Origin of the sequence: Novosphingobium sp. KACC 22771 (assembly GCF_028736195.1) — a bacterium.
GTDB lineage: Bacteria > Pseudomonadota > Alphaproteobacteria > Sphingomonadales > Sphingomonadaceae > Novosphingobium.
Genome location: NZ_CP117881.1, coordinates 1,682,759 through 1,706,987, shown reverse-complemented (window position 1 = coordinate 1,706,987; position 24,229 = coordinate 1,682,759). Strand labels below are relative to the sequence as shown.

General features: G+C 61.8%; 18 protein-coding genes, 1 tRNA gene and 1 pseudogene. 4 read left to right on the top strand and 16 right to left on the bottom strand.

The window, feature by feature from the left end; translation table 11 throughout:
* The 5 genes from PQ467_RS07840 to PQ467_RS07820 all read right to left on the bottom strand — a co-directional run bounded on the left by PQ467_RS07840 (position 1) and on the right by PQ467_RS07820 (position 6,207).
* Complete coding sequence (locus PQ467_RS07840; protein ID WP_274175933.1) at positions 1-1,263, bottom strand: restriction endonuclease subunit S; 1,263 nt, start codon at positions 1,261-1,263, stop codon at positions 1-3.
* Positions 1,260-2,816, bottom strand: a complete 1,557-nt coding sequence (locus PQ467_RS07835) for a type I restriction-modification system subunit M (RefSeq protein ID WP_274175932.1) — start codon at positions 2,814-2,816, stop codon at positions 1,260-1,262. Before PQ467_RS07835 ends, PQ467_RS07840 begins: the two co-directional genes overlap by 4 nt.
* Before the next feature lie 334 nt (positions 2,817-3,150).
* Positions 3,151-4,092, bottom strand: a complete 942-nt coding sequence (locus PQ467_RS07830; protein WP_274175931.1) for a restriction endonuclease — start codon at positions 4,090-4,092, stop codon at positions 3,151-3,153.
* Positions 4,089-5,219: a hypothetical protein gene (locus tag PQ467_RS07825; RefSeq protein ID WP_274175930.1), complete on the bottom strand. Its 1,131-nt coding sequence runs from the start codon at positions 5,217-5,219 to the stop codon at positions 4,089-4,091. The genes PQ467_RS07830 and PQ467_RS07825 overlap by 4 nt, the downstream gene beginning before the upstream one ends.
* A 439-nt stretch (positions 5,220-5,658) precedes the next feature.
* Positions 5,659-6,207, bottom strand: a complete 549-nt coding sequence (locus PQ467_RS07820; RefSeq protein ID WP_274175929.1) for a hypothetical protein — start codon at positions 6,205-6,207, stop codon at positions 5,659-5,661.
* A gap of 172 nt (positions 6,208-6,379) precedes the next feature.
* Between PQ467_RS07820 and PQ467_RS07815 the strand changes: the two genes are divergently transcribed.
* Entirely contained in the window at positions 6,380-7,354 is a 975-nt protein-coding gene (locus PQ467_RS07815) for a hypothetical protein (RefSeq protein ID WP_274175928.1), read from the top strand.
* 544 nt (positions 7,355-7,898) lie between these two features.
* Here PQ467_RS07815 and PQ467_RS07810 read toward each other — a convergent pair.
* The 8 genes and pseudogenes from PQ467_RS07810 to grxC form a co-directional block, all read right to left on the bottom strand.
* The gene (locus tag PQ467_RS07810; protein ID WP_274175927.1) at positions 7,899-12,203 is read right to left on the bottom strand and encodes a hypothetical protein; all 4,305 of its coding nucleotides are present in this window, start codon (positions 12,201-12,203) and stop codon (positions 7,899-7,901) included.
* A 666-nt stretch (positions 12,204-12,869) separates the two neighbouring features.
* Positions 12,870-14,063: an IS91 family transposase gene (locus PQ467_RS07805; protein WP_274175926.1), complete on the bottom strand. Its 1,194-nt coding sequence runs from the start codon at positions 14,061-14,063 to the stop codon at positions 12,870-12,872.
* A 4-nt stretch (positions 14,064-14,067) separates the two neighbouring features.
* Complete coding sequence (locus PQ467_RS07800; RefSeq protein WP_274175925.1) at positions 14,068-14,976, bottom strand: site-specific integrase; 909 nt, start codon at positions 14,974-14,976, stop codon at positions 14,068-14,070.
* Positions 14,977-15,262: 286 nt separating this feature from the next.
* A pseudogene (locus PQ467_RS07795) lies at positions 15,263-15,505 on the bottom strand (transposase domain-containing protein); the annotation flags it as partial.
* A 97-nt stretch (positions 15,506-15,602) separates the two neighbouring features.
* Positions 15,603-15,679: transfer RNA gene (locus PQ467_RS07790), tRNA-Arg, on the bottom strand.
* Between the two features lie 61 nt (positions 15,680-15,740).
* Positions 15,741-16,223 carry a DUF1178 family protein gene (locus PQ467_RS07785; RefSeq protein ID WP_274175923.1) on the bottom strand — a complete coding sequence of 161 codons (483 nt, stop codon included), beginning with the start codon at positions 16,221-16,223 and terminating at the stop codon, positions 15,741-15,743.
* A 6-nt stretch (positions 16,224-16,229) separates the two neighbouring features.
* Positions 16,230-17,051, bottom strand: coding sequence for a carbon-nitrogen hydrolase family protein (locus tag PQ467_RS07780; protein WP_274175922.1), 822 nt, complete (start codon positions 17,049-17,051; stop codon positions 16,230-16,232).
* A 1-nt stretch (position 17,052) separates the two neighbouring features.
* Positions 17,053-17,316, bottom strand: coding sequence for a glutaredoxin 3 (grxC, locus tag PQ467_RS07775; RefSeq protein WP_274175921.1), 264 nt, complete (start codon positions 17,314-17,316; stop codon positions 17,053-17,055).
* Positions 17,317-17,480: 164 nt separating this feature from the next.
* Between grxC and PQ467_RS07770 the strand changes: the two genes are divergently transcribed.
* Entirely contained in the window at positions 17,481-17,951 is a 471-nt protein-coding gene (locus tag PQ467_RS07770; protein ID WP_274175920.1) for an Hsp20 family protein, read from the top strand.
* A gap of 82 nt (positions 17,952-18,033) precedes the next feature.
* Here the strand turns inward: PQ467_RS07770 and PQ467_RS07765 are convergent, their stop codons facing one another.
* Positions 18,034-19,176 (bottom strand): helix-turn-helix transcriptional regulator, encoded by a 1,143-nt coding sequence (locus PQ467_RS07765; protein ID WP_274175919.1) that lies wholly within the window; start codon positions 19,174-19,176, stop codon positions 18,034-18,036.
* 94 nt (positions 19,177-19,270) lie between these two features.
* Between PQ467_RS07765 and PQ467_RS07760 the strand changes: the two genes are divergently transcribed.
* Complete coding sequence (locus tag PQ467_RS07760; protein WP_274175918.1) at positions 19,271-20,152, top strand: alpha/beta fold hydrolase; 882 nt, start codon at positions 19,271-19,273, stop codon at positions 20,150-20,152.
* A gap of 3 nt (positions 20,153-20,155) precedes the next feature.
* Here the strand turns inward: PQ467_RS07760 and PQ467_RS07755 are convergent, their stop codons facing one another.
* A complete protein-coding gene (locus PQ467_RS07755; protein ID WP_274175917.1) occupies positions 20,156-20,521 on the bottom strand; it encodes a glutathione S-transferase N-terminal domain-containing protein in 366 nt (121 codons plus the stop codon).
* A 471-nt stretch (positions 20,522-20,992) separates the two neighbouring features.
* On the opposite strand from PQ467_RS07755, the gene PQ467_RS07750 reads away from it, so the two are divergent.
* Positions 20,993-23,386: a TonB-dependent receptor plug domain-containing protein gene (locus PQ467_RS07750; protein WP_274175916.1), complete on the top strand. Its 2,394-nt coding sequence runs from the start codon at positions 20,993-20,995 to the stop codon at positions 23,384-23,386.
* A 66-nt stretch (positions 23,387-23,452) separates the two neighbouring features.
* On the opposite strand, the gene PQ467_RS07745 is transcribed toward PQ467_RS07750, so the two are convergent.
* A complete protein-coding gene (locus PQ467_RS07745) occupies positions 23,453-24,118 on the bottom strand; it encodes an HIRAN domain-containing protein (RefSeq protein ID WP_274175915.1) in 666 nt (221 codons plus the stop codon).
* Positions 24,119-24,229 lie beyond the last annotated feature (111 nt).

Genomic DNA, 24,229 nt, shown 5'->3' with positions numbered 1-24,229 from the left:
TCAGGCGATCTCCAGTTCCTTTTGGGCCTCAGCCACGGATAGTTGGCCCGACATCAGGCGCGGCAACAGCAAGTCGCGGGAGGCGGCGAGGCGTTGGTTGGCCGCCCCGAGATGCCCCACCATTTCCAGCATCGGCCATGCCACCTTCTCAAAGGCGGCAAACAGGGCGTCATTGGCAGGCAATGCCAGTTGGAACGATGCCACGCTGTCAGTTTTGGCCCGCTGCCGACCGCTTGCCCCCGACATGGATTGCTGCGCGGCCAATCGAAAATCGGGTTGGCGCGACAGGCAGTAGGTAAATGCAGGTCCGACCCGATCACCGCGCATCACGATGAACTCCGTCGATCCGAAGCCAACACCGCCCTGTTCGGCAAGCCCGCGCACCAAGCCGGTCTTCCCATTCTCAAGGCAAGGCGTGATACGGGCAAAGAGCGTGTCGCCATCACGGAACTTTGCGCCAGAGTTACCCTCGCGCATCTCATGCTCACCAATAAGCGATGTGGCTGTGTCCAACTGCCCCATGGAAATGAACGGCTTGGCTCCGTCCTTTGGAACCTTGGTTCGCGGGTCGAACGCGATCACATCGGCAGCAGTGCCCCAGCGCCACCCCTCAGGCAGGGGGCCATCTGGGGTGTTGTGGAGGGGGACGGATTCGTGGCCGGGGAAGCCGAAGCGGACGAACCACTCCTCGAACAGGCCCCGCGCCATATCCTCCAACACCGCCACCCGCCGCCGGTTCACCTCGATCAGATCATCATACGCCCCAAGAATCCCCGCAATCCGCCGCTGTGTCTCGATGGACGGAAGAGGAACAGGCAGCCTTGATAGGATACCCTGATTCAGATTGTTGATATTGGTGCCACCGCCCTGCGACGCCAACACACGGCGCACCACGCCTGATCGCAAGAAATACGCGAAGAACCTTGGGTCGGCACGATCATCTTCAAACCGAAGCCGAATGGTAAAGCCCGAATGGCTCGTCGGGATGGCAGGCTCCGACAAAACCAGCAAAGACCTTCCAATTAATTCGCGGTTCCCATTGGATCGAACGAAGAGGATGTCGTTCCTACGGATCAGAGCTTCCGGTGTCCCCAAGGCCGATGGTGCAAGTTGCTCCAACGATGCAAAATCGACGAATGAACGATCCTGAAAATCCGAGACGCCAACCACAGCAAGGCCGCAACCGCGATCAGCAGCCGAATAGTTCAACCCGTTGCGAAACGAAGCCAGTTCCCCAAGTTCAACTTCTGGCCACTCGCTCACGCCAGCACCTCAGCGACATTCTGCGCGATCACCGCCTGCAAACGCGCCGCCTCGGCGTTCAGCCCTTCCAACTCCTCCTGCAACGCCTCCAGCTTCAGGCGGAAGTCTTCATCATCGGGCTGTTCCCCCGCCGCCACGCCAACATAGCGGCCCGGATTGAGGCTCCAGTCCTGCGCGGCAATCTCGGCGCGGCTGGCCACGCGGCACAGGCCGGGGATGTCTTTATAACCATCATCACCGAAATGCGGCGTCATCAAGGGCGCGCTGCCCTGATCGACCTCTTCCTCCTGCCCCCGCCACAGGCGGACGATATTGGCTAGAAACTCCACCTGATCCGGCGTGAAGTCACGATGCGCCCGCGTCACCTGCCGGTAGATATGGCGCGCATCAATGAACAACACCTCGTCTGCGCGGGGCGTGCTGCCCTTGCCCTTATCAAGGAACCACAGCGTGACCGGCAGCGTAACCGTCAGGAACATATTGGGCGAGGTGGCCACGATGCAATCGACCACGCCGCTCTCCACCAGCTTGCGGCGCATCTCCCGCTCACTGCCGCCCGCGTCCGAGGCGGAGTTGGCCATGACAAAGCCCGCCCGCCCCCGTTCGTTCAGCGCGGCGGTGAACAGGCCAATCCACAGATAGTTGGCATTGTTGGTGGTGGGGATGCCCAGCGGGAAGCGCGCATCGACCACGCCCGCCTCGTTGGTCAGCCGCGAACGGTCCACCTCGGACTGGTTGAAGGGCGGATTGGCCATCACATAGTCGAACTTGTCAACCAGACCATGCGGGTCTTCGTAATAGGAGTTGGCCTCGCGGATGTCGCCCGACAGGCCATGCACCGCCAGATTAAGCCGCGCCAGCATGCGTGTGTCGGCCATCTTCTCGGTGCCGTAAACGCTGATCTCGCGGCTGGGCGTCTTGTGGTGGCGGCGCACGAACTCCGCCGAATGGACGAACATGCCGCCAGAGCCGCAGGCGGGGTCAAAGATCTTGCCGTGGTAGGGCTCGATGATTTCCACGATCAGCTTGACGATGGAGCTGGGGGTGAAATACTCGCCGCCCTTCTCCATGAAGGAGGAGGCGAAGGCATCCATGAAATACTCGAAGATCAGCCCATAGGCATCGCCGGACAGCTTGATCGGCTCCAGCAGGCGCAGCAGTTCGCGCAGCACGCTGTCAGGCAGCGCGCCATAGGCGTTGGGCAGGATGCCTGCGAGATCGGGGTTGACCTCGGCAATCACCTCCATGGCGGTGTTGAGCGCCTTGCCCATGTCCTCCGCCTCGGGCAGCGACAGGAGGTAGGAGAAGCGGGCGTTATCGGGCAGGAAGACAGCGCCATGGGCGTGATAGTCGCTGGGTTCGGGCTTCATGCGGCCCGTGGCATTGGCGAAGTGCTCACCATGCACCGCGTCAAACTTGGCCTCCATCTGGCGCAGGGCGATCAGGGCTAGCACCGGCTGGGCATATTGGCTGGGGCGCAGGGTGCTGTTGGTCCACAACTGGTTGGCTGCCTTGAGCAGGCGCGCGGATAGGTCTTTCAGATCAATGGACAAGGTTTGGCCCCGATTGGAAAAGAGATGCGGACGAAGACTGTAAACAGTTTGCCAATGATGAGAAGCCCTGAGCGTTTCATGATCGGCCGGGGGTGTTCGCTGGCGATCAGCGGATACGCTGGAATGTCAGGCCCTGGGTCGCGTAGGCAGAGTTAAAGGTCCCGTATCGACCAGAGCCGGTCATTTAGATCAACGACTGCGAACGTCTGCTCCTGACAGAAGCTGCTGATGAAACGCGCCGCAGCGGATCGTAAGGAAGGCGCCTTAATCGCGGCTGTTCACCGAGCCAGCCGCAAGTCCTGAAAGCAGACGTTCGTCGAGGTCATACGACGAGCTACATCGACTTCTCGATGAGCCAGTCGAACAGGCCGTTCCTGACGGCGACGTCCGCCAGGCGCTGTCCCGCAAACAGATGCAGGCCTCGCTTTTCCGGCATCTTGAGGGTGCCGCTCACCGTATGGCATACGAAGAAGAAGTGGTCGTGACCGGTCACTTCGTACCGATCGAGGTAGTCGTCGAGGATTGCCTGGTTGGCCTTCGACTTGATCTGGACGAAGGCGCTCTCGTCGGTAGTCGGCTGCTCCATCACGATGTCGACGTCGGTCAGCTTGGCGCCCACGCGCGTGGACCGCTGCCACCCCGACCGGGCGAAAATCAGGTCCACGAGGGTCTCGAAGTCCGCCCAGTGCAACGATCGGATCATGTCACGCGCGACACTCACCACGCGCTCGCGGGCCTCGCCGGCCAGCACGACGATGGGTTCGACGATACCGTTGATACGCCGGACCAGATACTCCTTCTCGGCGACCTTGCAGATCGTACCCCGGTAGCCCGCGACCTGCGTCAGCTTCGAGCTGAGCTGCTCGGTCCGCAAGGGGCGACCGTGGATGTCTGTGTTGCGCCATCCGCCGATGACGCGGCGGTAGCGCGACGGCTCGTCGGTGTCCGTGCCGAGCCAGACGATCTCTGGGTCGGCGAAGGTCCACCACAGATGCCCGTCCGCCAGCGTGATCCAGAGGCAGTCGGCGCCCATGCCGTAGAACGCCTCGACCTCACCTACGCCCGTGCTGATCGCGCTGGCGGTTGGACGATGGCGCAATAGGTGCGCGACGATGTTCCAGTCGCCCTCCGCCGCGACCGCGTCGGGGATCGAGTGGTAGCCGAACGCGAGCCAGCCGTTTTCGAAGGCCTGGCGCGCCCAGCCTCCGCCGACACCGAGCTTGATGTAGCGGACGTCGCCGGGGGCGATGGGCGTTGCACCGCCGTCCGCGGTCACGCGAGCGCCTCGACGTTGGGGAAACCGATGTCGTCCACGGCGGTACGGAACGTCACGCCGTCCACAGTCAGCTCGGCTTCGGGCAGCTTGGGCATGTCCATGTGCGGCCTCTTGCGCCACGGCTGCCCGGACTCGTCCTCCATCACGTCGTTCGCCCCCCCACGCATCAACGCGCTCTCCGCCATGGACCGGTCGAGCAGTACGAGGGCGGTGGCGCGCTTCAGTTGGGCCGCCGTATCGATGATCGACGCGCCCCGTGCGGCCCGGCCCGAACCCGTCAACGGGATGATGCCCCACATCTCGATGGCGAGTGCCGCGTAGCCGCTCCGGCCGGAAATGAGCGCGAGGTCGTCCTCCATCGAGAGAGCCATGCCGACGTCACTGCCTCTGACCGCAGCGGCCACCTCGGGGCGGCCGAGGCCCTCGAGGAGGTCCGCCACCCAGCGTGCCCGCGCTTCTTCCCGGTGCTTCGCCACTTCCCACTCCTCCAGCCGGCGTCCGTCCCCGTCCGGATCGCAGGTAACGATTACCGGTGCGAGACCATTCGCTTCGGTTCCCCACCGGCACGCCACCGCCCATGTCTTGAAGGTGATCGGGCCTGCGGCGTCGACGATCTCCACCCGGTCCAGCTGCGCCAACGCCCTCTGCAGCGGCGGCGGGTCGCCGTCGACCCAGTCGCCCCGGTCGTGGCTTCCCTTGGCCTCGGCGACGACCCAGCAGCCATGGAAGTCGTCCCAGCCGACCCAGTCCGGCAGGTGGCCGGTGCGTCGGCGGAGGTGGACGCCAGTGCACAGTTCGAGTCCATCGCTGACTTGCCGAAGCCAGCGGCATCCGTGGTCGCGCCGCAGCGTCGCGCGGCCGAAGAATCGGCCCATCAGCGCCGAGTAGGCACGCTTGATCTCGACGTTGGTGCCGGGCCCGGTCGCCGCCCAGCGCAGGGCCGTGGTCGGTGGCGGCATCAGCAGCGCCGTGAACAGGTTCATCCAGCCAGATGCGACAAGGTCGATCTGCAGCGTCTCCACCGCCGCCGCCCAGGCGGCCCACCGGAGGTCGAATGGTTCCGGATCGACGTTCCAGGAGAAGGTGCCGGACCTGCTAACCTCCCGTCGGTGGACGTAACGGATCAAAGTCGTCGCTCCAAGTGCGCCCGGCGCCTTGCCCGCGATCCGGTTGGCATGAGATTAGGAAAATGTCTCGCAGCGAATTTCATGAGACCTGTATCGCAGGCTGGCGCACTGCTCGCAACGACGGACTCCTGGACGCGGCTGTCGTTCGTTCCGGCTGACCATCGACGCGTAGCGGGTCGCTAAGTTGACCTTGGTCAGGATATTCCGGTATCCCCCATATGCCTTCGCCGCGTTGTGCCTCGTTCGTTCGCCGTTGGTCGCCCGCTCAACTGCATCAGTGCGACAAACGTCGCTTACCCGTTTCACAATCCTTTCTCGCCCCAATCAGCCGTTCATTGGCAAGTCGTCGCCTCCTATGTGCGGACATTCATTCAAGCCCAGGAAAGCCTATATCTCCGCGCATCTCGGCCGAAGCACGGTCGGATTTCGGTGGTAATGCTTACGTGAATAATGGCTCGGGAGCAGCATTTTTATTCAGCCATACCGCGCTTGGAGCAAGACGATCCCAAGTTACGATGGCTTCACGAGGAATCCACTCAGGCCGGAACTCATCACGAATCTTTGAGGGGCCAGGTTCAACGATGACCGAGTATGGCTGCCCCACAGTGGACGGTGCAATGAGTTTGTCCAGCTCCAAAAAGAACAGATATCGGCCTTCCATAACGAAAGCCAACAACGGTTCCATGCCGAGTGCCTGAGCATGATGTTTGAGGCTGCGAACATCTGTATGATCGACGCGAATCGAAGTGCTCGACGCGTGTACCGTGTAGTTCTTCACATCGACAATTCGAGGTTTTATTTGCCGGTCCCAGATGATGAAGTCCGGGCGCTTGAAATTATTCGATGCCAGTGATTGGCTCCACGTGTGAGTGTTTTGTTCAATGGCGAAGTAGGAAATTTGGTAGGCGTCGAAGTAATCCATTGCCAGGAGTTCGCCCTCCAAGCCTTTACGCAGTCTTTCACGCTGGTCCTTCGCGCTTTCTCCCATACTACTACTCCAAGAAATCACGAGCGCGAGATTGCCTCGGCGTGCGCCTTAATCGACCACCCAAAGTGAAGCAAGATTAGGAAAATTGCATCAGTAGCGCGCAAGCTGGGTTTTTGGCATACAGCGGAGAGAATCCCCACTGAGGGAGCGTCGCAGCAATCGGATGCAGAGATTGAACAAACTCTACGAGGAATTCACCAAGGTCGACGACATCGCGATCAAGGCTGTCGAGCTGTCATTGCCGAAGCACGCCATGGAAGTAATCGAACGGATCCGTCTCGATTATGCGCAGGACATCGGCATAATAGGGCTACTCCGCCGGACCCATATTGAGGCGGGCTTCGAGGAAGCGGCGCGGCTGTTCTGGCGGAGCCGCCGCGAACCGGCCAGTCCCCGGCTCGAATCGGTGCTTAGTCAGCTACTTCTCAATATCGCCGCTAGCGCTATCTTCGAGGTTCTGAAGGAACTTGGCCGCGATCCGGACCAGATCGAAGGCTTCATCGGCGCTCGAGCAATCGCTGCTAATGCCTGGCAGGCGGGCGGCCTCGACATGGTTGTGGCTTGGGATCACCTTTGCCGGATCTGGCAGCTTTATCGCTTGAAAAAGGCGGGCAGCGTTGAACCCGTCCAAGCGACTATCAATGAAACCCTGAATGGCGCCGCTATCCGTATCGAAATCGAGGGTGCGACTATCAGTGAGGTCGAGACGATTCGTCAGAATCTGCTCTATGTCGTGCGTGGCCTCGTCATCCAGGAGATTGAGCGCAGCGGTGAGGTGGTGCTGCCCGCCAATGGCCGTTCAATCGTTGGCCTGCCTGCCTCGCCCGGGCTCGGCTTCGGAGCACCAGTTGTTTGGCCCGCTGCCGCACGCCTCAAGCCCAAGGGCGAGTTTATCCTCGCTGTCCCGTCAATCGTCGGTCAACTTCCTGACGCTCTCACTGAACTACTCAGTGCATGCCACGCAGCGGTGTCCATCGGCACCGGTCTAACCGGCCATGTCCCGGTCTATTGCCGAAGCATTAGGAAACCGCTGGTGTTGGTTAGTGACCCGCAGATGAGCAGAATACTCAAACATGGCTTCGTCGTTGTCGATGGCACGGCTGGCAGGGTCAAGCTATTCCTCGACCGGGCATCATCTGGCTTATGAACTTGGTCCTGCAAACCTAGCATTTCGCGATCACGGGAATGGTGTATGGCCAGCTCGGACCCGGTTTCGCATGCAGGTAGGCGACCGGCAGATCGGGAGCCAAAGTCCGGTTTCTTACGCTAACGCCGCAAAACCCGTTAGTCAGCAATCGGCCAGTCCCACCATTCTGGAAAACGATCATCAGTGGTTCAGGAATGGCAGGTGCTGGATGGGGACTTACCATTCCCGGCGCGGCTCGCGAACGTCGGTTTTGTCCCACGACGCGGCGGTCCGCTGCCGACCAACCTACGTCGTTCCGGTGCCGTGCTGGGGATGGCGGCTCACGCCGACACCTGCCGCTCTCCACCATTCGCACGATCGTTAAGGGCTCGCCCCAATTGCTGCCATTGACAGTCCGATTGATGCTCGTCGAAAGCGGCCTTTCGTTCATTGCCATTCGAGGCGCGGATCGAAAGGAGGCGTCTGTTCCGCCCGCCCATGCAGCCTACTCCTACCTGTGCAAATTTCGTATCGGTTCCCGGCTTTCTCAAGGCAAGCGCCCTCATCAGGCGGCTGCCCGCTTCGCTTCGGTCGGCAGGCGCGGGCGTAAATCCAAGATGTGAATGTGCAACCGGAGCGATCCTCCAAGGCTTGCTTCAATCTTCTGCGCCTGATCTCGGAGCAGGCTTACCAATTCATCCAGACCGATGCGCGTTCCGCTATCCGGGTGTTCCCACTTCCGATCTTTTGAAATTGAGAACATCAGACAGCCGGACCGACTTGTTTCCGCCGCCATGTATTTTGTGACGAGTTGATCGCCTATCGTGTCGCGAAGGTCGCTCGCCGACCGTTTGTCGCCGAGTTTAAGTTCAACAACTGCCTCGTGGTCTGTTGCGGTGGAACGCAGCCGTATGTCCGTCTCTTTCTCGTCCGCCGTCACAGCTTCCTGGTCGATCTTATAAAGCCCGTTGGCGTTGCGGCTAAGTTCACGAGTAATCTCGCGGCGCAAGACCTTTTCATCGGTAATGCCTGCCCAGGCTTCGCGCGGAGACACATCGCGCAAGAGCAGGTCATCAATATCTTCCAATCGATCGACCAAGACAGCGAACATAGCTTCGTTGGTGGCGGGCGCAGCCTCACCGACTTTGTCGAGCGCAGCGGCTTGTGCATCGTCGAATGCGACTGAATCGACCTCGCTGGCCCAATTCTCCTCAGCCACCGCAAGGATACGATACCTGAAATGCTCGAAGAGAGGATCAGCCGCCATTTCCAGCTTGGCTGCCCATCCCTCCTCGCCCTTTGCTTCGAAAATGGCCCCAACTAAGGCATTTCGGCCCCGTTCCGCGTGATCACGGTCATCCGGCGAATAAGATCCCTCATGCACCGCGTCATCGGATGGGCGGACATGGGAGTATGAAGCGCGAAGCAACCGCAAGAGTAGTGACGGCGCAAACTGCGGGTTCGCCAGATCGATGCCATCGTGCCGATCCCCGAACAGGGTGCCGAACCACGCCACCGCTTCACTTCGTGCTGCCGGTGCAATGCCAGCGATGCGCCTTTCCAACGCATCCACCCCCGCCTCTGCATCGAGGCGCAGAAGCAAGGGCAACCAAACATGGGCAAATGATGCGGGAATGTCCTCGCGCAGCCGTTGTTCGGCAAGATCGCGCAAATGAGAGCGAGTTTCTTTATCGCCATGCTTCATCAAGATATTGATGACCCGACCAAGGCGATTGGCCGCCCCATCTTTGTCTTCATTGTGCCCGACAAGATCGCCACGCTCGTCGAGCCACGCGCGAAGGCGGGGCACAAAGGCAGCGACAACCGCTTCGGGCGCATAGCCAATGCTTTGGAGCAACATTGAGTGCCACTGCGCACCCGCTGGGCCGCTCAATTCGAGGCTGAGCTCTTCGCCGAGCGTGGCGTCGATTGCCGACGGATGGGCCACTGCAAGTGTTTCCATCCATAGCGGCAGACCGTTGAGTTGAATTGGCGCGTAGCGGGCCGCGAGCTTCGCCTCCTCGTCAGAGAGCTTCGCAGCCCAAAGTGGGTCCTCTGCTTCGGCGTAAATGGCGGCGAGACCCAACTGCCATCGGACAAGATAAGTGTTCTTCTCGTTGTCTGGACGTTCACTGGAAAGTGTTGGCCGATCGTTTCGCCACTGCTCCATGAGGGTCAGGCGCAACCGATCCGCTGTTTCTTTCCCAAAATTGGCTTCAATGAAACGCCGGTTCCAGCCAGATTCCCGACTGTCGTCTCCGGCCTGACTCATGGCACGCCACAGATTCCAGGCGGTGTTCCCGCCGCGTTCGGCGGAGAATGCCTTGTCGGGTTGTTCCGCAACTTCGCGCCAGAATATCACCCAGCTTGCATGGTTCTTGGCCTCCCGCCGCTCATGCTGCTGCTTGCGTTTCGCATTCCCGATTTCCCAGCGTTTCTGCTCCTTGTCTTGTTTGGACGGTTTCAATCGGTCATCGATTGTCGCGAGCAAGGCCGGCTGGTCGGCAACAAGGGCTTTCAAGCCTGATAGGTGATCACGCCATGCCTCTGGGCTTGGAGCAAGGCGCATTGCACCTTCCAGCAGCATGGCGCGCTCCTCCAGCGGTCGTGTCTGGTCGGCAAGTGCTGCCTTGATCCATGCTTCATCACGGGCGGCTTCGATCCACACTGGGCCGTCTTGAAAAACTATTCTGACGTAGCGCTTCCAAGGATCAGGCGTAGGGTGCAGCGACTGCTGCAATGTATCGTCTGCCCAGAACAGTTCCGCGTTCTTGTCGGCAGGCAAGGCGGCGAGCACCTTCTTGAGCTGAGCGAACGGTTCGTCGCTCCCATTTTCACGATGCGGCACGTGCATGGCGAGGACGCTGGCTCGCAGCCAGTCTTCCGTTACCTCACCGCCTAACCCGCGAACACACGTTGCGGCAAGTGCACTGGCCAGATGTGGTCGATCTGTGGTGATGTGCGGCCAATTGGTCTGCCAGCGAAGACCGGCAGACAGCAATGCAGACAATCCATCGCGCAGTGCTTCCAAGGTTGGTTGATCCAGCTCTTCGCTTGCGATCAATCTGGGCAATTGTCGGCTCAGATCGCCAACGCTGCGGTTGTCCTCCTCTAGCCTTGCAAGAGCTTGGCAGAGGCGCTCGATACTAAGATGCTTGGGGAACAGGCGGAGCACTGCAATGCGCGACAGTTCATCTGGCCATTTGACCGGGTCTTGGACGAGGCTCTTTATCACCTCTTCCAGACGCGGATCGTCGATGGCGATCAATGCATCGAGAGCAAAAACGCGTTCAATCCGTGTTGCGGTGGCATCACACGCTGTTGCGTAGGCGATGTCTGCACATCCCGTGATCCGCCCGGCTTCGATGAGTTTCAGCATGAGCTCACGAATTTCGGAGTTCTCGATGCCGTTGGCCCAGAGGCGATTTATCTCATCGGACAGTTCGGCGGATGACAAGCGATGAACCTGAATGTTAGGAACGCTGAGGCCGCGCCATCCGCCCTGACCATAGCGTTCGACATAGGCGCGCAACGCCTGGGTGCGCTGAGGCAGGGTTAGGGATTCCGGATCGCCATCGTTAAGCAGAACTGCGGGTTCATGGTCACGCAGCATCTCGAAAATCATGTCGTCTGAAAGGGCCAACCATCCCGCCATCGGGCGCATAGACGGGCGCACGATGATTTTGCCTTTTGTTTCCGCGAAAATCAGGCGCTTGAGAGCCCGCGCCGTCATGCCCCTTGTCCGAAGCGCCTGAATGCGCTCGGCGGCGAGATATTCAGCAACCGAACGATGGTGGAAACGCACACGTCCGTAGGATGCGAAACCGAACAGCGAGCGCTCCAACAGTGCCTTACGCTCCTCGACGCTCCAGTCCGAAAGGACGATTGACGGGTCAAAGGCGGCTTGCTCCCCACCGGCGTCGGCTTCCGCGCTATGCCGAATGGTAAGCCGACGCGTGGTCATCATCGCCAAGGCGAGACGACTCGCGCCGTCGATTGCCTTGTCGACCGAGAGTTCTGCGGGTTCTCGCCGATCTTCGCGCGGCTTCAACTTGATGCGGATATTGGAAGCTACCTGTTCGCGATGGGTGCGAATACGTTTGAAGTCTCGCCAGTCGGCACAGAGTTCGAGCAAGTCCTGCGGACGTCTGGCGAATTCTTGCGCATTGCGTCGCCGCAAATCTTCAAGCAGCGCCTGCGGATCATCGACGCCTTGATCTCTTGCAAATTCCGCGATCTGCTCGTCGGACAGCGGCATGAGGGCGACCGTTCGCCAATCGGCAGCGCCCGCGCCCCCGCTGGCTTGCTGCAGGTTTGCGCGTCCATGCAGCGCAATTTGCGCGAAGGTGTCGCCTGTGGCCTCGGTCTCGGGCTGCAAGGGAACAGGCAGAAGGCGGCGAACAAGCTGCTCATCAAATGGAACGGGCCGGGTCGTGATCACGATGCGTGTGCGGGCGAGTTGCCCGGCGATGGCCTTGTTTAGTCGCTTCAAGGCTTGCTCAAAGGAGCCAAGGCTGAGTTTTAGCTCGTCAATCGAATCCAGAAAAAAGGTCGCCACATCGGATTGCGATGCAAGCCACGCATCAAGGCGCACCTCTTCGTCGTGATCGAGCATGGCGCGGACATCGCTGTTGGCCAATGTCGCGAGTTCCAGAACAAACGCCGGTTCGCCGGCTTCCCAGAGGCATTGCCGCTGGGCGCGGCATTCGTATGTCTTTCCGGCGCCTGCTTCCGATATGATCAGCACGCGCTTGGATTCCAGCAATTGACCCCATTCGGGCGCTTTCGACCATCCAAGACTGACGAGGAACGACTGCTGGTCCGCTTCGCCGACATTATCCTTGGAGATTTCGCGGAAAGAACGCTGCACTGCAATCCAAACCTTATTCGCGTTTTGATCTTCTCATACATCTTATGATGCGCCGAAAGCAATGCAAGCAGAACGAGGGCGTGGCGCAAATTTGGCGAGATTGTGTTGTGTCTTCGATGCAAGCCACTCGACCATCACTGCGCCATAAGTTCAGAAATACCGACATCGACTACAAGGTCGGAATGCCAATTTCGGCGATCCTGATCTCTGGCTCTTCTATCGCAGTCCAACGACAGGTTTCGGCATGAGCCGGTGTTCATGCTGTCTGCTGGGAACGACCGGGGCTGGTCGCGAGTTGCCCATGACATCGAACTGAGGAGCGGCAGCTTGTGGCATTTGTGGTTTCGGAACCTGCCGTTCCGGTTCGTCGAAGGGTTTCGGGCGCCGTCAGGCGTACTAAACCCGGACAGGTACGACCCGCGGTGGGGCTCGCCCATCTCTATGGGTAAAAGGGCTTTGTTGTGGATTGGGATGGTTGAAGCAAGCCCGTCGGACAGCCTGTGATGGGCGGAATAGCAAAGAATTCAGGCGGCCATATCGCCGGGAGTATCGCCGATCCCGCCAGTAATGAGCCCAATTTTGACTGTGCTCGCGGCGTCGGCACGCGTATTCCCTCGGGCCGGGACGCAGCGATCGCGACCATCATGCAACGTGGGCCATGCCGGATCATGGCGCCTGTCTCCGGTTCGGGGATACTGGCGCTGGTGGTGCACGCGGTTGACACCAACGGGCGAAGGTCTCGATAATGGTCATGTGTCCGCCGCAACACGGGCATGGCGGGCGATGGTCGGGAGGTTCTTCGGGTTCGCACTCGTCGATTGGCGCGGCGACGCCCAGCAGCCTGCGGGCCAGCGCCATGGCATCCTTGTGGGTTGAGCTGGATAGCAGCCCATAATGCCGGATGCGGTGGAAGCCGCGCGGCAGGACGTGGATCAGGAAGCGGCGGATGAACTCGCCGGTCGCCAGCGTCATGACCTGCTGGCGCTCGGCACCATCGCGACGGTAGTCCTTATAGCGGAACGTCACGCCATCCTCGTCGAAGGCAATCAGCCGCCGGTTGGAGATGGCAACGCGGTGCGTGTAACGCGAGAGATAGGCCAGCACCGCCTGCGGCCCGGCGAAGGGCGGCTTGGCGTAAACCACCCAGCGCTTCTTCCGGATCGACGAGAGATGCCGCAGGAACACCTTGCGCGAGGCCAGGCCCGCCAAGGCGCCGAAGAAGCCCAGCCTGCCAGCGTTGTACAGTGCCAGCAGACGCGTGAGGAACAGTCGGCGGAACAATGCGCCCAGCACGCGCACCGGCAGCAGGAAGGCGGGGCGCGACGAGATCCACCGCGTGCCGTCCAGCGCGATGCCACCGCCGGGCACGATCATGTGCACATGCGGGTGGTGTGTGAGCGCCGATCCCCAGGTGTGCAGTACGGCAGTGATGCCGACCCGCGCGCCTAGGTGCTTGGGATCGGCAGCAATGGTCAGCACCGTGTCCGCAGCCGCGCGGAAGAGGACATCATAGACCACCGCCTTATTCTGCCACGCGATGTCCGCGATCTCGGCGGGCAGCGTGAACACGACGTGGAAGTAGCCCACAGGCAACAGATCTGCCTCACGCGCCTCCAGCCAGGTGCGCGCTGCGGCGCCCTGGCATTTGGGGCAATGCCGGTTGCGGCAGGAGTTGTAAGCGATCCGCCAATGCCCGCAGTCGTCGCAAGCCTCGACGTGACCGCCCAGCGCGGCGGTGCGGCAGTTCTCGATGGCCGTCATGACCTTGAGCTGGCCGAGGCTGAGATGCCCGGCATGGGCTGCGCGATAGGCGGGCCCCGCACTAAGGAAGATGTCGGCGACCTCGAGCGAGGCGCGCACCGGCTCAGCCGGGAGGGGCCGCCTGTGCGGTCGGGAACATGGCCAGCCTGTCGAGCGGGCTGACCACCGCCTTCACGGTGCGAATGGCAACCCGGGTGTAGAGCGTTGTGGTCTGTAACTGGGTATGCCCCAACAGTACCTGGATCACGCGGATATCAACACCATCTTCCAGCAGGTGGGTAGCAAAGCTGTGACGCAATGTATGAGGGCCGACCCGCTTGGATATCCCCGCCGCATGGGCCGCTTCGGCGGCTATGCGGTGAACCTGCCGGGTGCTGATAGGTTTGAGGTAGTGCTGGCCGGGAAAGAGCCAGCCATCAGGATGCATCACACCTTCTTTGCGCCCGATCTTCCACCATTCCCGCAGGAGAAGCAGCAGGTCCTGGGCCAGCATGGCGTTGCGATGGCGACCACCTTTGCCGCATTCGACCCGCAGCAGCATCCGCTCGCTGTCAATGTCGCGGACCCTCAGGTGGGTCACTTCGGCGGCGCGGAGGCCAGCGCCATAAGCGACCGAAAGGATCGCCTGATGTTTGATGCTGGTGGTTGCATCGAGCATCCTGCTCACTTCATCGCGGCTGAGCACGGTCGGCAAACCACGGGGATGCTTTACACGGTGAAGTCTGCGGATCACATCCGGCCGGTCAAGCGTGCGGATGAAGAAGAACCGCAGCGCCGAAACCGCCATGTTCATCGCCGGTGCGCCAAACCCCGTCTCGGTCTGCTCGATCTGGTAGCGGCGAAGGTCCTCCTCGGTGGCGGTGTCGGGTGGGCGTCCCAGCCAGATCGCAAACCGCGTGATATCCCGCAAATAACCGTGCTGCGTGGTGCGGCACAGCCGATGCAGATTCATGTCTTCGATCATACGCTCCCGCAGCGTCGTGGCAGGGGCTGGCCTTGTGGTATTGGTCATGGATCGACTCCTTGGTTGAAGGAGCCGCAAAATCTGCCTCTCGTCAGCAGGTCTCAACCACAGACATCGGCCCGCGAGTGGCAGCGAAACCTCTCAACCAGCGCCATTCCCACGCCAGTGGGTTCGTACATGTCCACCACCTTGGACATAGTAGAGATGGCCGTCACGGCCTGATGAATGGCCGGTTCCGGCCTAGTTGGACGTTCTCGGGCGTGGCGGCGAATGGCAGCTCTGTCCCATGATGCGGCGTTCTACTTCCGGCAGCACGCGACCAGCGCAACTGCTGTTACCAGCCCACATTGCCCCACGGCATGAGTTCGCCAATGCGGTTCGCGTGATGGCCGTTGGCCAGCTTAGTGAGGGTTTCGGTCACCCAGGTGCGCGGGTTGGCGTCGCAAAGTTTGCCACTTTCGATAAGGGTGGCGATCACCGCGCAGTTGTCACCACCTTGGTCCGAACCCGCGAAGAAGGCATTCTTCCGGTTCAACACCAAAGGCCAAATGCTGCGTTCAACCGTGCTGCTGTCGAGGGCAGGGCCGAATCAAGCGAAAAGCACGCTCCTGATGCCTATCTGATGCCTAGACACCCAATGACCGGCTTTTAGGTCGAGAGAAATGGCGGAATTATGGTGCACCCGACGGGATTCGAACCCATGGCCCTCAGATTAGGAATCTGATGCTCTATCCTGCTGAGCTACGGATGCACGCGGGGAAGGCCATAATGGGGCCGGCGCGCTCTGGCAACCACCGGCGCGCACAAAAGCCTCAGTTAATCTCGTCTGGCGGGGCAACAGGGATCAGCAAGGGCATGATATCAACCCCTTCCTCAACCAAAGCCTTGGCCTCCTGCGGGCTGGCCTGACCGTGGATCGGGGCCGGCGCCTTGTCGCCGTAATGCATGGCGCGGGCGTCCTCGACGAAATTCCTGCCGACCCAGCGCGAGGATTTGATCGCCTCGGCCTGCGCCTGGGCGATGGCGACAAAGGCGGCCTGCAGCTTTTCGCGCGCCTCTGGCGGCAGAGCAGGCGGCGCAGGAGCCGCAGGGGTCGGCGCGGGAACGGCAACGGCCTGCTGGTTGCCCTTGCGGTTCAGGCGCGGGGCCATCGGAGCCTTGATGACATCATGGCTGTCGCATTGCGGACAAGACACCAGACCACGCTGCTGCTGGGCGGAAAAATCCTCCGACGAGGCGAACCAGCCCTCAAAGCGATGTCCATGGTCGCGGCAAACAAGATCAAACACAATCATCGAATATCACGTCGTGGGAATGGGCCGCCGGTTGGCGAGGCTGGGCAATTGGGCGCGGATTTCGGCAAGGCGCTGGGGCTCGATCTCGGCAAAGCCAAGTCCGACCGCATCGCCGCCAAGATCAAGCAGAACATCGCCCCACGGATCGACCACCAGCGAGTGGCCATAGGTGGCGCGGCCATCCTGATGCTGGCCGACCTGCGCGGCGGAGACGACATAGGCGCTTGCCTCGATGGCGCGGGCGCGTTGCATGATGTGCCAGTGGGCCGCCCCGGTGGGCACGGTAAAGGCGGCCGGAATTGCGATCAGATCGCAGCGCGCGCGCCCCAAAGCCTCAAACAAGGCCGGAAAACGCAGGTCATAGCAGATTGCCAGCCCCAGCCGCCCGGCAGGCGTGTCCACCGTCACCACGCGGTCACCCGGACGATAGGCCCGGCTCTCGCGCCAGCTTTCGCCGGTTGCAAGGTCCACATCAAACATGTGGATCTTGTCGTAATGCGCGGCGATCTGACCCTTGGCGTCGATCACAAAGGTGCGGTTGGCGGCGCGTTCCTCGCCCTCCACGCGCACGGCCAGCGAGCCGAGCACGATCCAGATGCCCTCCTGCGCCGCCACATCGCGCGCGGCGGCCAGCACGGGATTGTCCTCGGACGCCACGATATGGGGCGCGGCGCGCGCACGGTCGCGGTCAATCAATCCGCACATTTCCGGCGTGAACAGCATGGTCGCCCCGCCCGCCTTCGCCTCACGTGCGGCCTGCACGATGGTGGCGGCATTGGCGGCGGGATCGATCCCGCTCGTCATCTGAAGCAGGGCGACACGGGCCATATTACAGCCCCAGCAGCGGGTCGAGCTTGCCCGCCGCGTCCAGCGCGTGGATATCGTCGCTGCCGCCCAGAGCCTGCCCGTTGACGAACACCTGCGGAACGGTGCGCGCGCCCGGATTGCGCTCGGCCATCTCGCGGCGCTTAGCCGTGTCCATGGTCACGTCGATTTCGGTATAGGCCACCTTCTTGCTGTCCAGCAGCGCCTTGGCGCGAACGCAATAGGGGCAGCCCCATTGGGTGTAAATCTCGACCTGGGGGGTGGTCATCGGGCAAGTCCTTCTTTGTCGTGTGTGGGGTCTTGAAATAGGTGGCGGCTATCATATCTCAAGATGCGTGTCATGCGCCGCACCGGGCATGACCACAAATGGAAAGCGCCGACAAGGGCTTTCACGAAACCGAAAATTGCTCAATTTGCACGAGGATTTTTGCTATGACCCGTTTTGATTTCACCCCCTATCGCCGCAACACCGTTGGCTTTGACCGCTTGTTCGACCTGCTGGAAAACGTCAACCGCGCAGGCGGCGGCGACAATTATCCCCCCTTCAACATCGAGCGCAAGGGCGAGGATTCCTATCGCATCACGCTGGCCGTCGCCGGGTTCAAGCCCGCCGACATCGACATCGTCGCGCAGCAGAACCTTCTGGTCATCCAGGGCCGCAAGCATGACGAACAGAACGCCGCGCAGAGCGAATTCCTCCACCTTGGCATTGCCCAGCGCGGGTTTGAGCGCCGCTTTGAACTGGCCGATTTCGTCCGGGTCGAAGCCGCCAATCTCGAAGACGGGCTGCTCGTCATTGATCTTGTCCGCGAAGTGCCCGAAGCGATGAAGCCCAAGAAGATCGCCATCGGCACCGCAGGCCCGGCCTCGCTGACCGTGGTGGAAGGCAAGAACGCGGCCTGATTGCCCTGACCTTCCCAAGAAGCCTTCCGCGTGCCCCCCTGCGCGGAAGGTTTTTTGCGGGAGGCTTTTTTGCGGCCTGCGTTCAGGTTTCGCGCGCGTTGCGGCTCAATTGGCCGATCTGCAGCGCGATGGCCACCAGTTCGGCCTCACGCCGCACGCCGCATTTCTGGAAAATCGAACGCATCTGCGCGGTGACGGTCTGGACGCTGGTGCAGCGCGCCGCGGCGATGGCCTGTCTGCTTTGCCCCATCGCGACCATCGCGGCGACATCGCCCTCGGCCCGCGTGAGGCCCAGCGCCTGCGCCAGAACCGCGCCATCCAGCCGATCCCCGCGCAAAGGCGAGCGAAAGGTGATGATCGCGGCCGGAGCAAAGCCGAAGCTCCACGGACGCAAGGGCAATGGGTTGACCTCCACCAACAGCGGCGGCGAGGCAGCGGGCACCCACAGATCCTGCAAAGGCGCCGCCTGCGAGGCAATCGCGGCGCCCACAGCCCTTTGCAGCATCGCATCGAAACCGCTGTGGGCCGCCTGCAACTGACCATCCGCGATAAAGAGCAGACCGCCGCGCAACACCTCCTCGGCCGGTTGCGTCCATGCACAGACCCGCCCCGCCCCATCCACCAGCATCGCGGCGGTGCGCATCATGTCGAGCGAGCCGCGCAGCAATTCGGTGCCCTGATGGTCGATGGCGTTCTGCAACCGCACGCCCGCCAGGGCATGGGGGAGGCATTGCGCAAAAATCTCGCGCTGTTCGATTGTCGAAAGACCATCGGCCTTGCCATGCAGCATGGCGATCCCGATCATCGACCCCTCGCCCTGCATCAGCACTGCCTGACAGCCGAATTCGCCGTCGAGATCGCGCGCGTGGCTCAAATAGACTTCATTCGTGCCTGCCTGCTGACGAAAGGCGTCATAATCGGCCTCATGCGTGACCTTCATGGGCGGAGCCATGGCGCCGATACGGTAATTCACTTCGGGCCTGTAGGCCTCGATATCGACGAACACCTGGCCATAATCGAGCGGGGCGTCGGTCATCCAGTTAAAGCGCGCATGCCGGTCATTGATCGCAATCAGATGGCCGCGCGAAGACCCCGTGGCCCCGGCAAGAGCGCGCAGCGCACGATCCCAACCATCATCGGAAAAAGGCGCGGCAAGAAACGCTTCGGCCAGAGTTTGCCCCAGAATCTCTGTTTCCCCTTCAGCAAGGTCGTTGAACCTAATCACCCCGCCATCGCCATGCAATAGGTTACATTGGCGGAAAACCCTCGTTTTATCGTCGCAGTTGACGCGCCGCCGCGCCGCGCGCATGGGCCACAGCATGACCCTGCCGCCAACCCCCACCTCGCATTATTTCACCAGCCAGAACCTGCGCCTGCATTATCTGGATTGGGGCAATCGGGATGCGCCGGTGCTGATCCTTCAGCATGGCGGGTTCGATCATGCCCGCTCGATGGACTGGATCGCGCGTGAACTGGCGGCGGACTGGCATGTCATCGCGCCCGACCTGCGCGGCCATGGCGACAGCGACTGGTCGGTGGATGCAGCCTATAACATGGCGGCCTACATTCTGGATTTCGTCAATCTGATTGAGGACATCGGGGCCGAGCAGGTGACAATCTGCGCTCATTCGCTGGGCGCGATGATCACGACACGTTATGCCGGGCTTTACCCCGAACGCGTGGCCAAATTCATCAATATCGAGGGGCTGAGCGTCCCCGCCAGCGCCAATTCGCTGCTGAGCATCACACCTTTTGCCGCGCGTTTGCGCACATGGGTGGCCCAGCATCGCGCCGCCCCCGGCCGCCGCCCCCGTTCATACGGCAGCGAGGAGCAGGCCCGCGTGCGGATGCGCGAAAAGAACGGTCACCTGAACGAGGAGCAGGTTCGTCATCTGACCCATCACGCCCTGCGTGTTCAGGAGGACGGCACCTATCGCTGGAAATTCGACCCCCGGCTTCACATCTTCCCGCTGGTCGATTTTCGGCAGGAGGAGATCGAGAGCCTGTGGCAGGCGGTCGCATGCCCGATCCTGTTCATCCAGGGCAGCGAGAGCTTTATGCCCAACCCGGCGCAGGATGGCCGGATCGGGCATTTCCGCGATGCGCGGCTGATCGAATATGACCGCGCCAGCCATTGGCCGCATCACGACCGCTTTGACGCCTTCATGCCCGACCTGCGGGCCTTTCTGGCGCGGGATTGAGGATCAGCGGCGCAATTGGGCGATTTCGGCGCGCAATTCGGCAATGGTCACCAAAGGCCCGCGAACATATTGATCCAGCGTGGGCAGGCTGGCCAGATCCACGCCATAAACGGCGGCATAATGGGCGATCAGATCGTCGGATTCGCGCATATAGACATCGGGCGCGATCTGGACCGTGGGGAAAGTGGGCTGGGTGAAATGCGGGGCCAGTTCGGCGCGAATGGCGGCCTCGCGGTCATCGCCGGGGGCGAATTCGCGGAAATCGAAACGGTCCTGCAGCCCGGCTTCCAACAGGAACAGGCGGAATTTCAGAGACCACGGGCAACGATCCTTCACATAGGCGATCGGGCGGAAATCGGCTTGGCTCATGCTGCTTGTCCTGTCTGGATGGTCGGCGGTGGTTTGACGGTCATGGCCCCATGATTGTCAAGCCCTATGGATGCAATCAACAACCCCTCGGCCAGTTCCATCCGGCGCCCGGCCCAGACCGCCAAAAGCCGTGGCCCCTGCCCCTTCAGCATGGGACAGCCCTCACCTGATCGGTTCAAATCAGCGCAAAGAACCTGTCATCGCGTTCATAAAAGCCCTGCTTCTATCCATATTGAAAATTCCAATCTGTGCAGAAAGACGACAGAAGTTGCGCTAATCTGCCCAAAAATGCGGCAAAAATGTCACCTCTTGCGCCTTTTTCCATTGGGCGACCATTCCTTGCCGCCTTGGCACTTTTTGTTGGTTGTCCTGCGGGACAAACGGGGTCTAGGGATGTCGCCGGTTGCCTGCCGCCCCCGGCAGATGGCCGATAAACATAAATTTCTTCGCCAAGTGAATGAGGACATTCCTATGACCCACTTCCGCCAAGCCCTTCTGGCTGGCGTCGGCTCCGCATTGGCGGTGGCCGTCAGCACCCCCGCATGGGCCGCAGATCAGGATACCGCCGACGCCATCGTCGTGACCGGCACCCGCGCCCAGAACCGCACCAAGCTGGACACCGTCGCCCCCGTCGATGTCCTCTCGCTTGATACGCTTACGCGTCAGGGCTCGACCGAACTGGGTGCCTCGCTGGCCGCTGTTGCGCCCTCGATCGACTTCCCGCGCCCGGCGGGCACCGACGGCACGGACTCGATCCGCCCCGCCACGCTGCGCGGCCTCTCGCCCGACCAGACGCTGGTGCTGATCAACGGCGTGCGCGGCCACACTTCGGCGCTGCTCAACGTCAACGGCTCGGTGGGCCGCGGTTCGGCCGCGGTTGACCTCAACACCATCCCCACCCTCGCCCTGTCGCAGGTCGAAGTGCTGCGCGATGGCGCTTCGGCGCAATATGGCTCGGACGCCATAGCGGGCGTGATGAACCTGCGCCTGCGCGAGGCCAGCCATGGCGGCGGCGCAACCGTTTCCTATGGCCAGTATGACACGCAGTTCAACGGCGCGCGTTCGTCGCGTCACATCTCGGACGGCGGCACGCTGACGCTGGGCGCATGGCAGGGCTTCAAGCTGGGCAACAACGGCGGTTTCCTGACCGTTACCGGCGAATATCTGGACCGCGGCCTGACGGGCCGTTCGGACCTCGACATCCGCACGACCACCGCCAACCCGGCATCGCCTGCCGTGGTGCGTTCGCGTATCGGCGATCCCAAGGTTCTGCAAGGCACCGGCTATGTCAACGCGGCGCTGCCGATCGGCGACACCAACTGGACCGCATTTGCCTTTGGCGGCTATCAGTTCCGCGACAGCACCAGCTCGGCCTTTGCGCGCGAGCCGGGCAACGCCAACAATGTGCTCGCGATCTATCCCAACGGCTTCCTGCCCCAGATCAAGGTACTGTCCAAGGACCTGACCGTGACGGCGGGCGTGCGCGGCCAGATGGGCGACTGGAACGCGACGATCAAGGCTTCCTATGGCCGCAACCGTATCGACTATCGCACGCAGGGTTCGCTCAACTCGACCTATGGCGCGGCCTCGCAAACCAGCTTCTTTGACGGCGCGATGATCTATGATCAGGCGCTGGGCGGCATGGATCTGGCCAAGCTCTACAAGCTGGGCGGCACGGACCTGAACGTGGCATGGGGCGTGGAAGTGCGCCGCGAAGGCTATCGCATCATCGCGGGCGAACCGGCGTCGTACAACCGCGCGGCTGGCGCTCCGAGCACCCTGACCAGCGGCGCGCAGGGCTTCATCGGCTTCCAGGCGGGCAATGCGCTGAAGACCAGCCGCATCAGCAACGCGGTCTATCTGGACCTCGAAGCCAAGCTGCCGAGCATCTTCACGCTGGGCGCGGCGGTGCGCGGCGAGCATTATTCGGACTTTGGCGACATCGCCACAGGCAAGCTCTCGGCCCGCGCCGATCTGGCACCCTGGTTCGCGCTGCGCGGCACGGTTTCGACCGGCTTCCGCGCCCCCTCACTGCAACAGCAGTATTTCACCTCGACCGCCTCGGTTCTGGTGACGCAGGGCACGCCGCCTACCTCGAACATCGTGGAAACCGGCACCTTCCCTTCGACCAACCCGATTGCCGTCTCACTGGGCGGTCAGCCGCTGCGTCCGGAAAAGTCGACCAACTTCTCGGCGGGCGCTGTGTTCCGCACCGGCGGGTTTGATCTGACCATCGATGGCTATGTCATCAAGATCCGCGACCAGCTTGGCCTGTCGGAAAACATCAACCTGTCGGCTGCCGCCCAATTGGCCACCGGCGTTCAGGCCGCGCGCTTCTTCATCAATGGTCTGCACACCACGACCAAGGGTGTCGACATCGTGGGCCATTACAAGCTGCGCACCGCCTCGGTGGGCACGTTTGACCTGACCGCGGCGGCCAACATCAACAAGATCACCGTGGACAGCTATCCCACCTCTTCCACGGCCACGCTGTTTGCGCGTCAGCGCATCCTGACCATCACCGAAGGCACGCCGGGCGAAAAGCTGGTCGGCACCGTGGACTGGTCGCTGGGCAAGGTGGGCGCGACGGCCCGCGCGTCCTATTACGGCAACGTGATCCAGCCCGCCTCGACGGCGGCCGGTGACCTGAGCACCGGGCGCAAGACGATCGTCGATCTGGAAGCGCGCTACAAGGTGCTGCCGATGGCGAGCCTGTCGGTGGGTGCGAACAATGTGTTCGACATCTATCCGACGCAAACGCCCAACAGCCTGCTGGCCACCAATGGCGGCGTGGCGTTCCCCTACTATGCGCCGTGGGGCTTCAACGGCCGCTATCTCTATGCCAAGCTGAGCCTGAACTGGTAATCAGCCAAAAAGAAAGCGCCCCGTCCATGCGGCGGGGCGCTTTTTTGTGTCTGGGCGAAACGGCGTTCAGCCCTGATAGGACCTTTCGCGCAGCGGCCTCTCGCTCGGCTCCACCTCGAGCACCACCTCGCGATAGCCGCGATCCCCCATTTCGACCGCCAGCACCCAGGCCGAAAAGCCCGAGCCGCCCCCATAGACCGCCTCGCGCAGCCAGCAGTCATGGCCGATATAGCCGATGACGCGGCCATAGCGATCCACCGCCGCAATCGCCGAAGGATCATGCGGATTGTCCGGCTCCAACTGCAACGTGATGGGCATGCCCTCGGTCAGGCTGTTGACCGCCTCGCGGTGCTGATCCTCGCCCACCAGCCCGATCATATAGGCATTGGGATTGCCGATGCTGGGCACCATGCCCAGATTGGGCTTGTCGCCGGGCAGGATTTCTTCTTCCTCGTCATCGTCAAAGACCGAACCGCGCAGAAATTCATCCGTAATCGTCGCGGGCGCAAAGGCGGCGGCAGGCTCCGGCGTGAAAGCGGGGGCCGGAACGAACACCGCCGCCGGAGGCGTTTCGACATCAATGACCGGCGCGCGCGCGGGTTCAGCGGGATGGGCAGCCACCGGCACAGCGGCGGGGGGCGTTTCCTGCAAGGCCGCCTGATCCGGCTCCACGGGCAGGTTTTGCACCTTGCGAACCATGTTGCCGAAAAAACGCTTCAAGAAACTGAACATGCTGATCCCTTTGCCTTCTTACGATAGGGGCGCGGCGATCATGCGCCGCCGCAGCCCCATCGCCGCAATCCCATTCAGACGCGCGACTAGGACCATAAGGCCCATCAAGGC

Bases quoted from the DNA above. Each gene is read 5' to 3' on its own strand.
- PQ467_RS07770 (WP_274175920.1), top strand. From the start codon at position 17,481: ATGACCCGTTTTGATTTCACCCCCTATCGCCGCAACACCGTTGGCTTT.
- PQ467_RS07820 (WP_274175929.1), bottom strand. From the start codon at position 6,207: ATGGGAGAAAGCGCGAAGGACCAGCGTGAAAGACTGCGTAAAGGCTTG.
- PQ467_RS07750 (WP_274175916.1), top strand. From the start codon at position 20,993: ATGACCCACTTCCGCCAAGCCCTTCTGGCTGGCGTCGGCTCCGCATTG.
- grxC (WP_274175921.1), bottom strand. From the start codon at position 17,316: ATGACCACCCCCCAGGTCGAGATTTACACCCAATGGGGCTGCCCCTAT.
- PQ467_RS07780 (WP_274175922.1), bottom strand. From the start codon at position 17,051: ATGGCCCGTGTCGCCCTGCTTCAGATGACGAGCGGGATCGATCCCGCC.
- PQ467_RS07745 (WP_274175915.1), bottom strand. From the start codon at position 24,118: ATGTTCAGTTTCTTGAAGCGTTTTTTCGGCAACATGGTTCGCAAGGTG.
- PQ467_RS07760 (WP_274175918.1), top strand. From the start codon at position 19,271: ATGACCCTGCCGCCAACCCCCACCTCGCATTATTTCACCAGCCAGAAC.
- PQ467_RS07785 (WP_274175923.1), bottom strand. From the start codon at position 16,223: ATGATTGTGTTTGATCTTGTTTGCCGCGACCATGGACATCGCTTTGAG.
- PQ467_RS07755 (WP_274175917.1), bottom strand. From the start codon at position 20,521: ATGAGCCAAGCCGATTTCCGCCCGATCGCCTATGTGAAGGATCGTTGC.
- PQ467_RS07800 (WP_274175925.1), bottom strand. From the start codon at position 14,976: ATGACCAATACCACAAGGCCAGCCCCTGCCACGACGCTGCGGGAGCGT.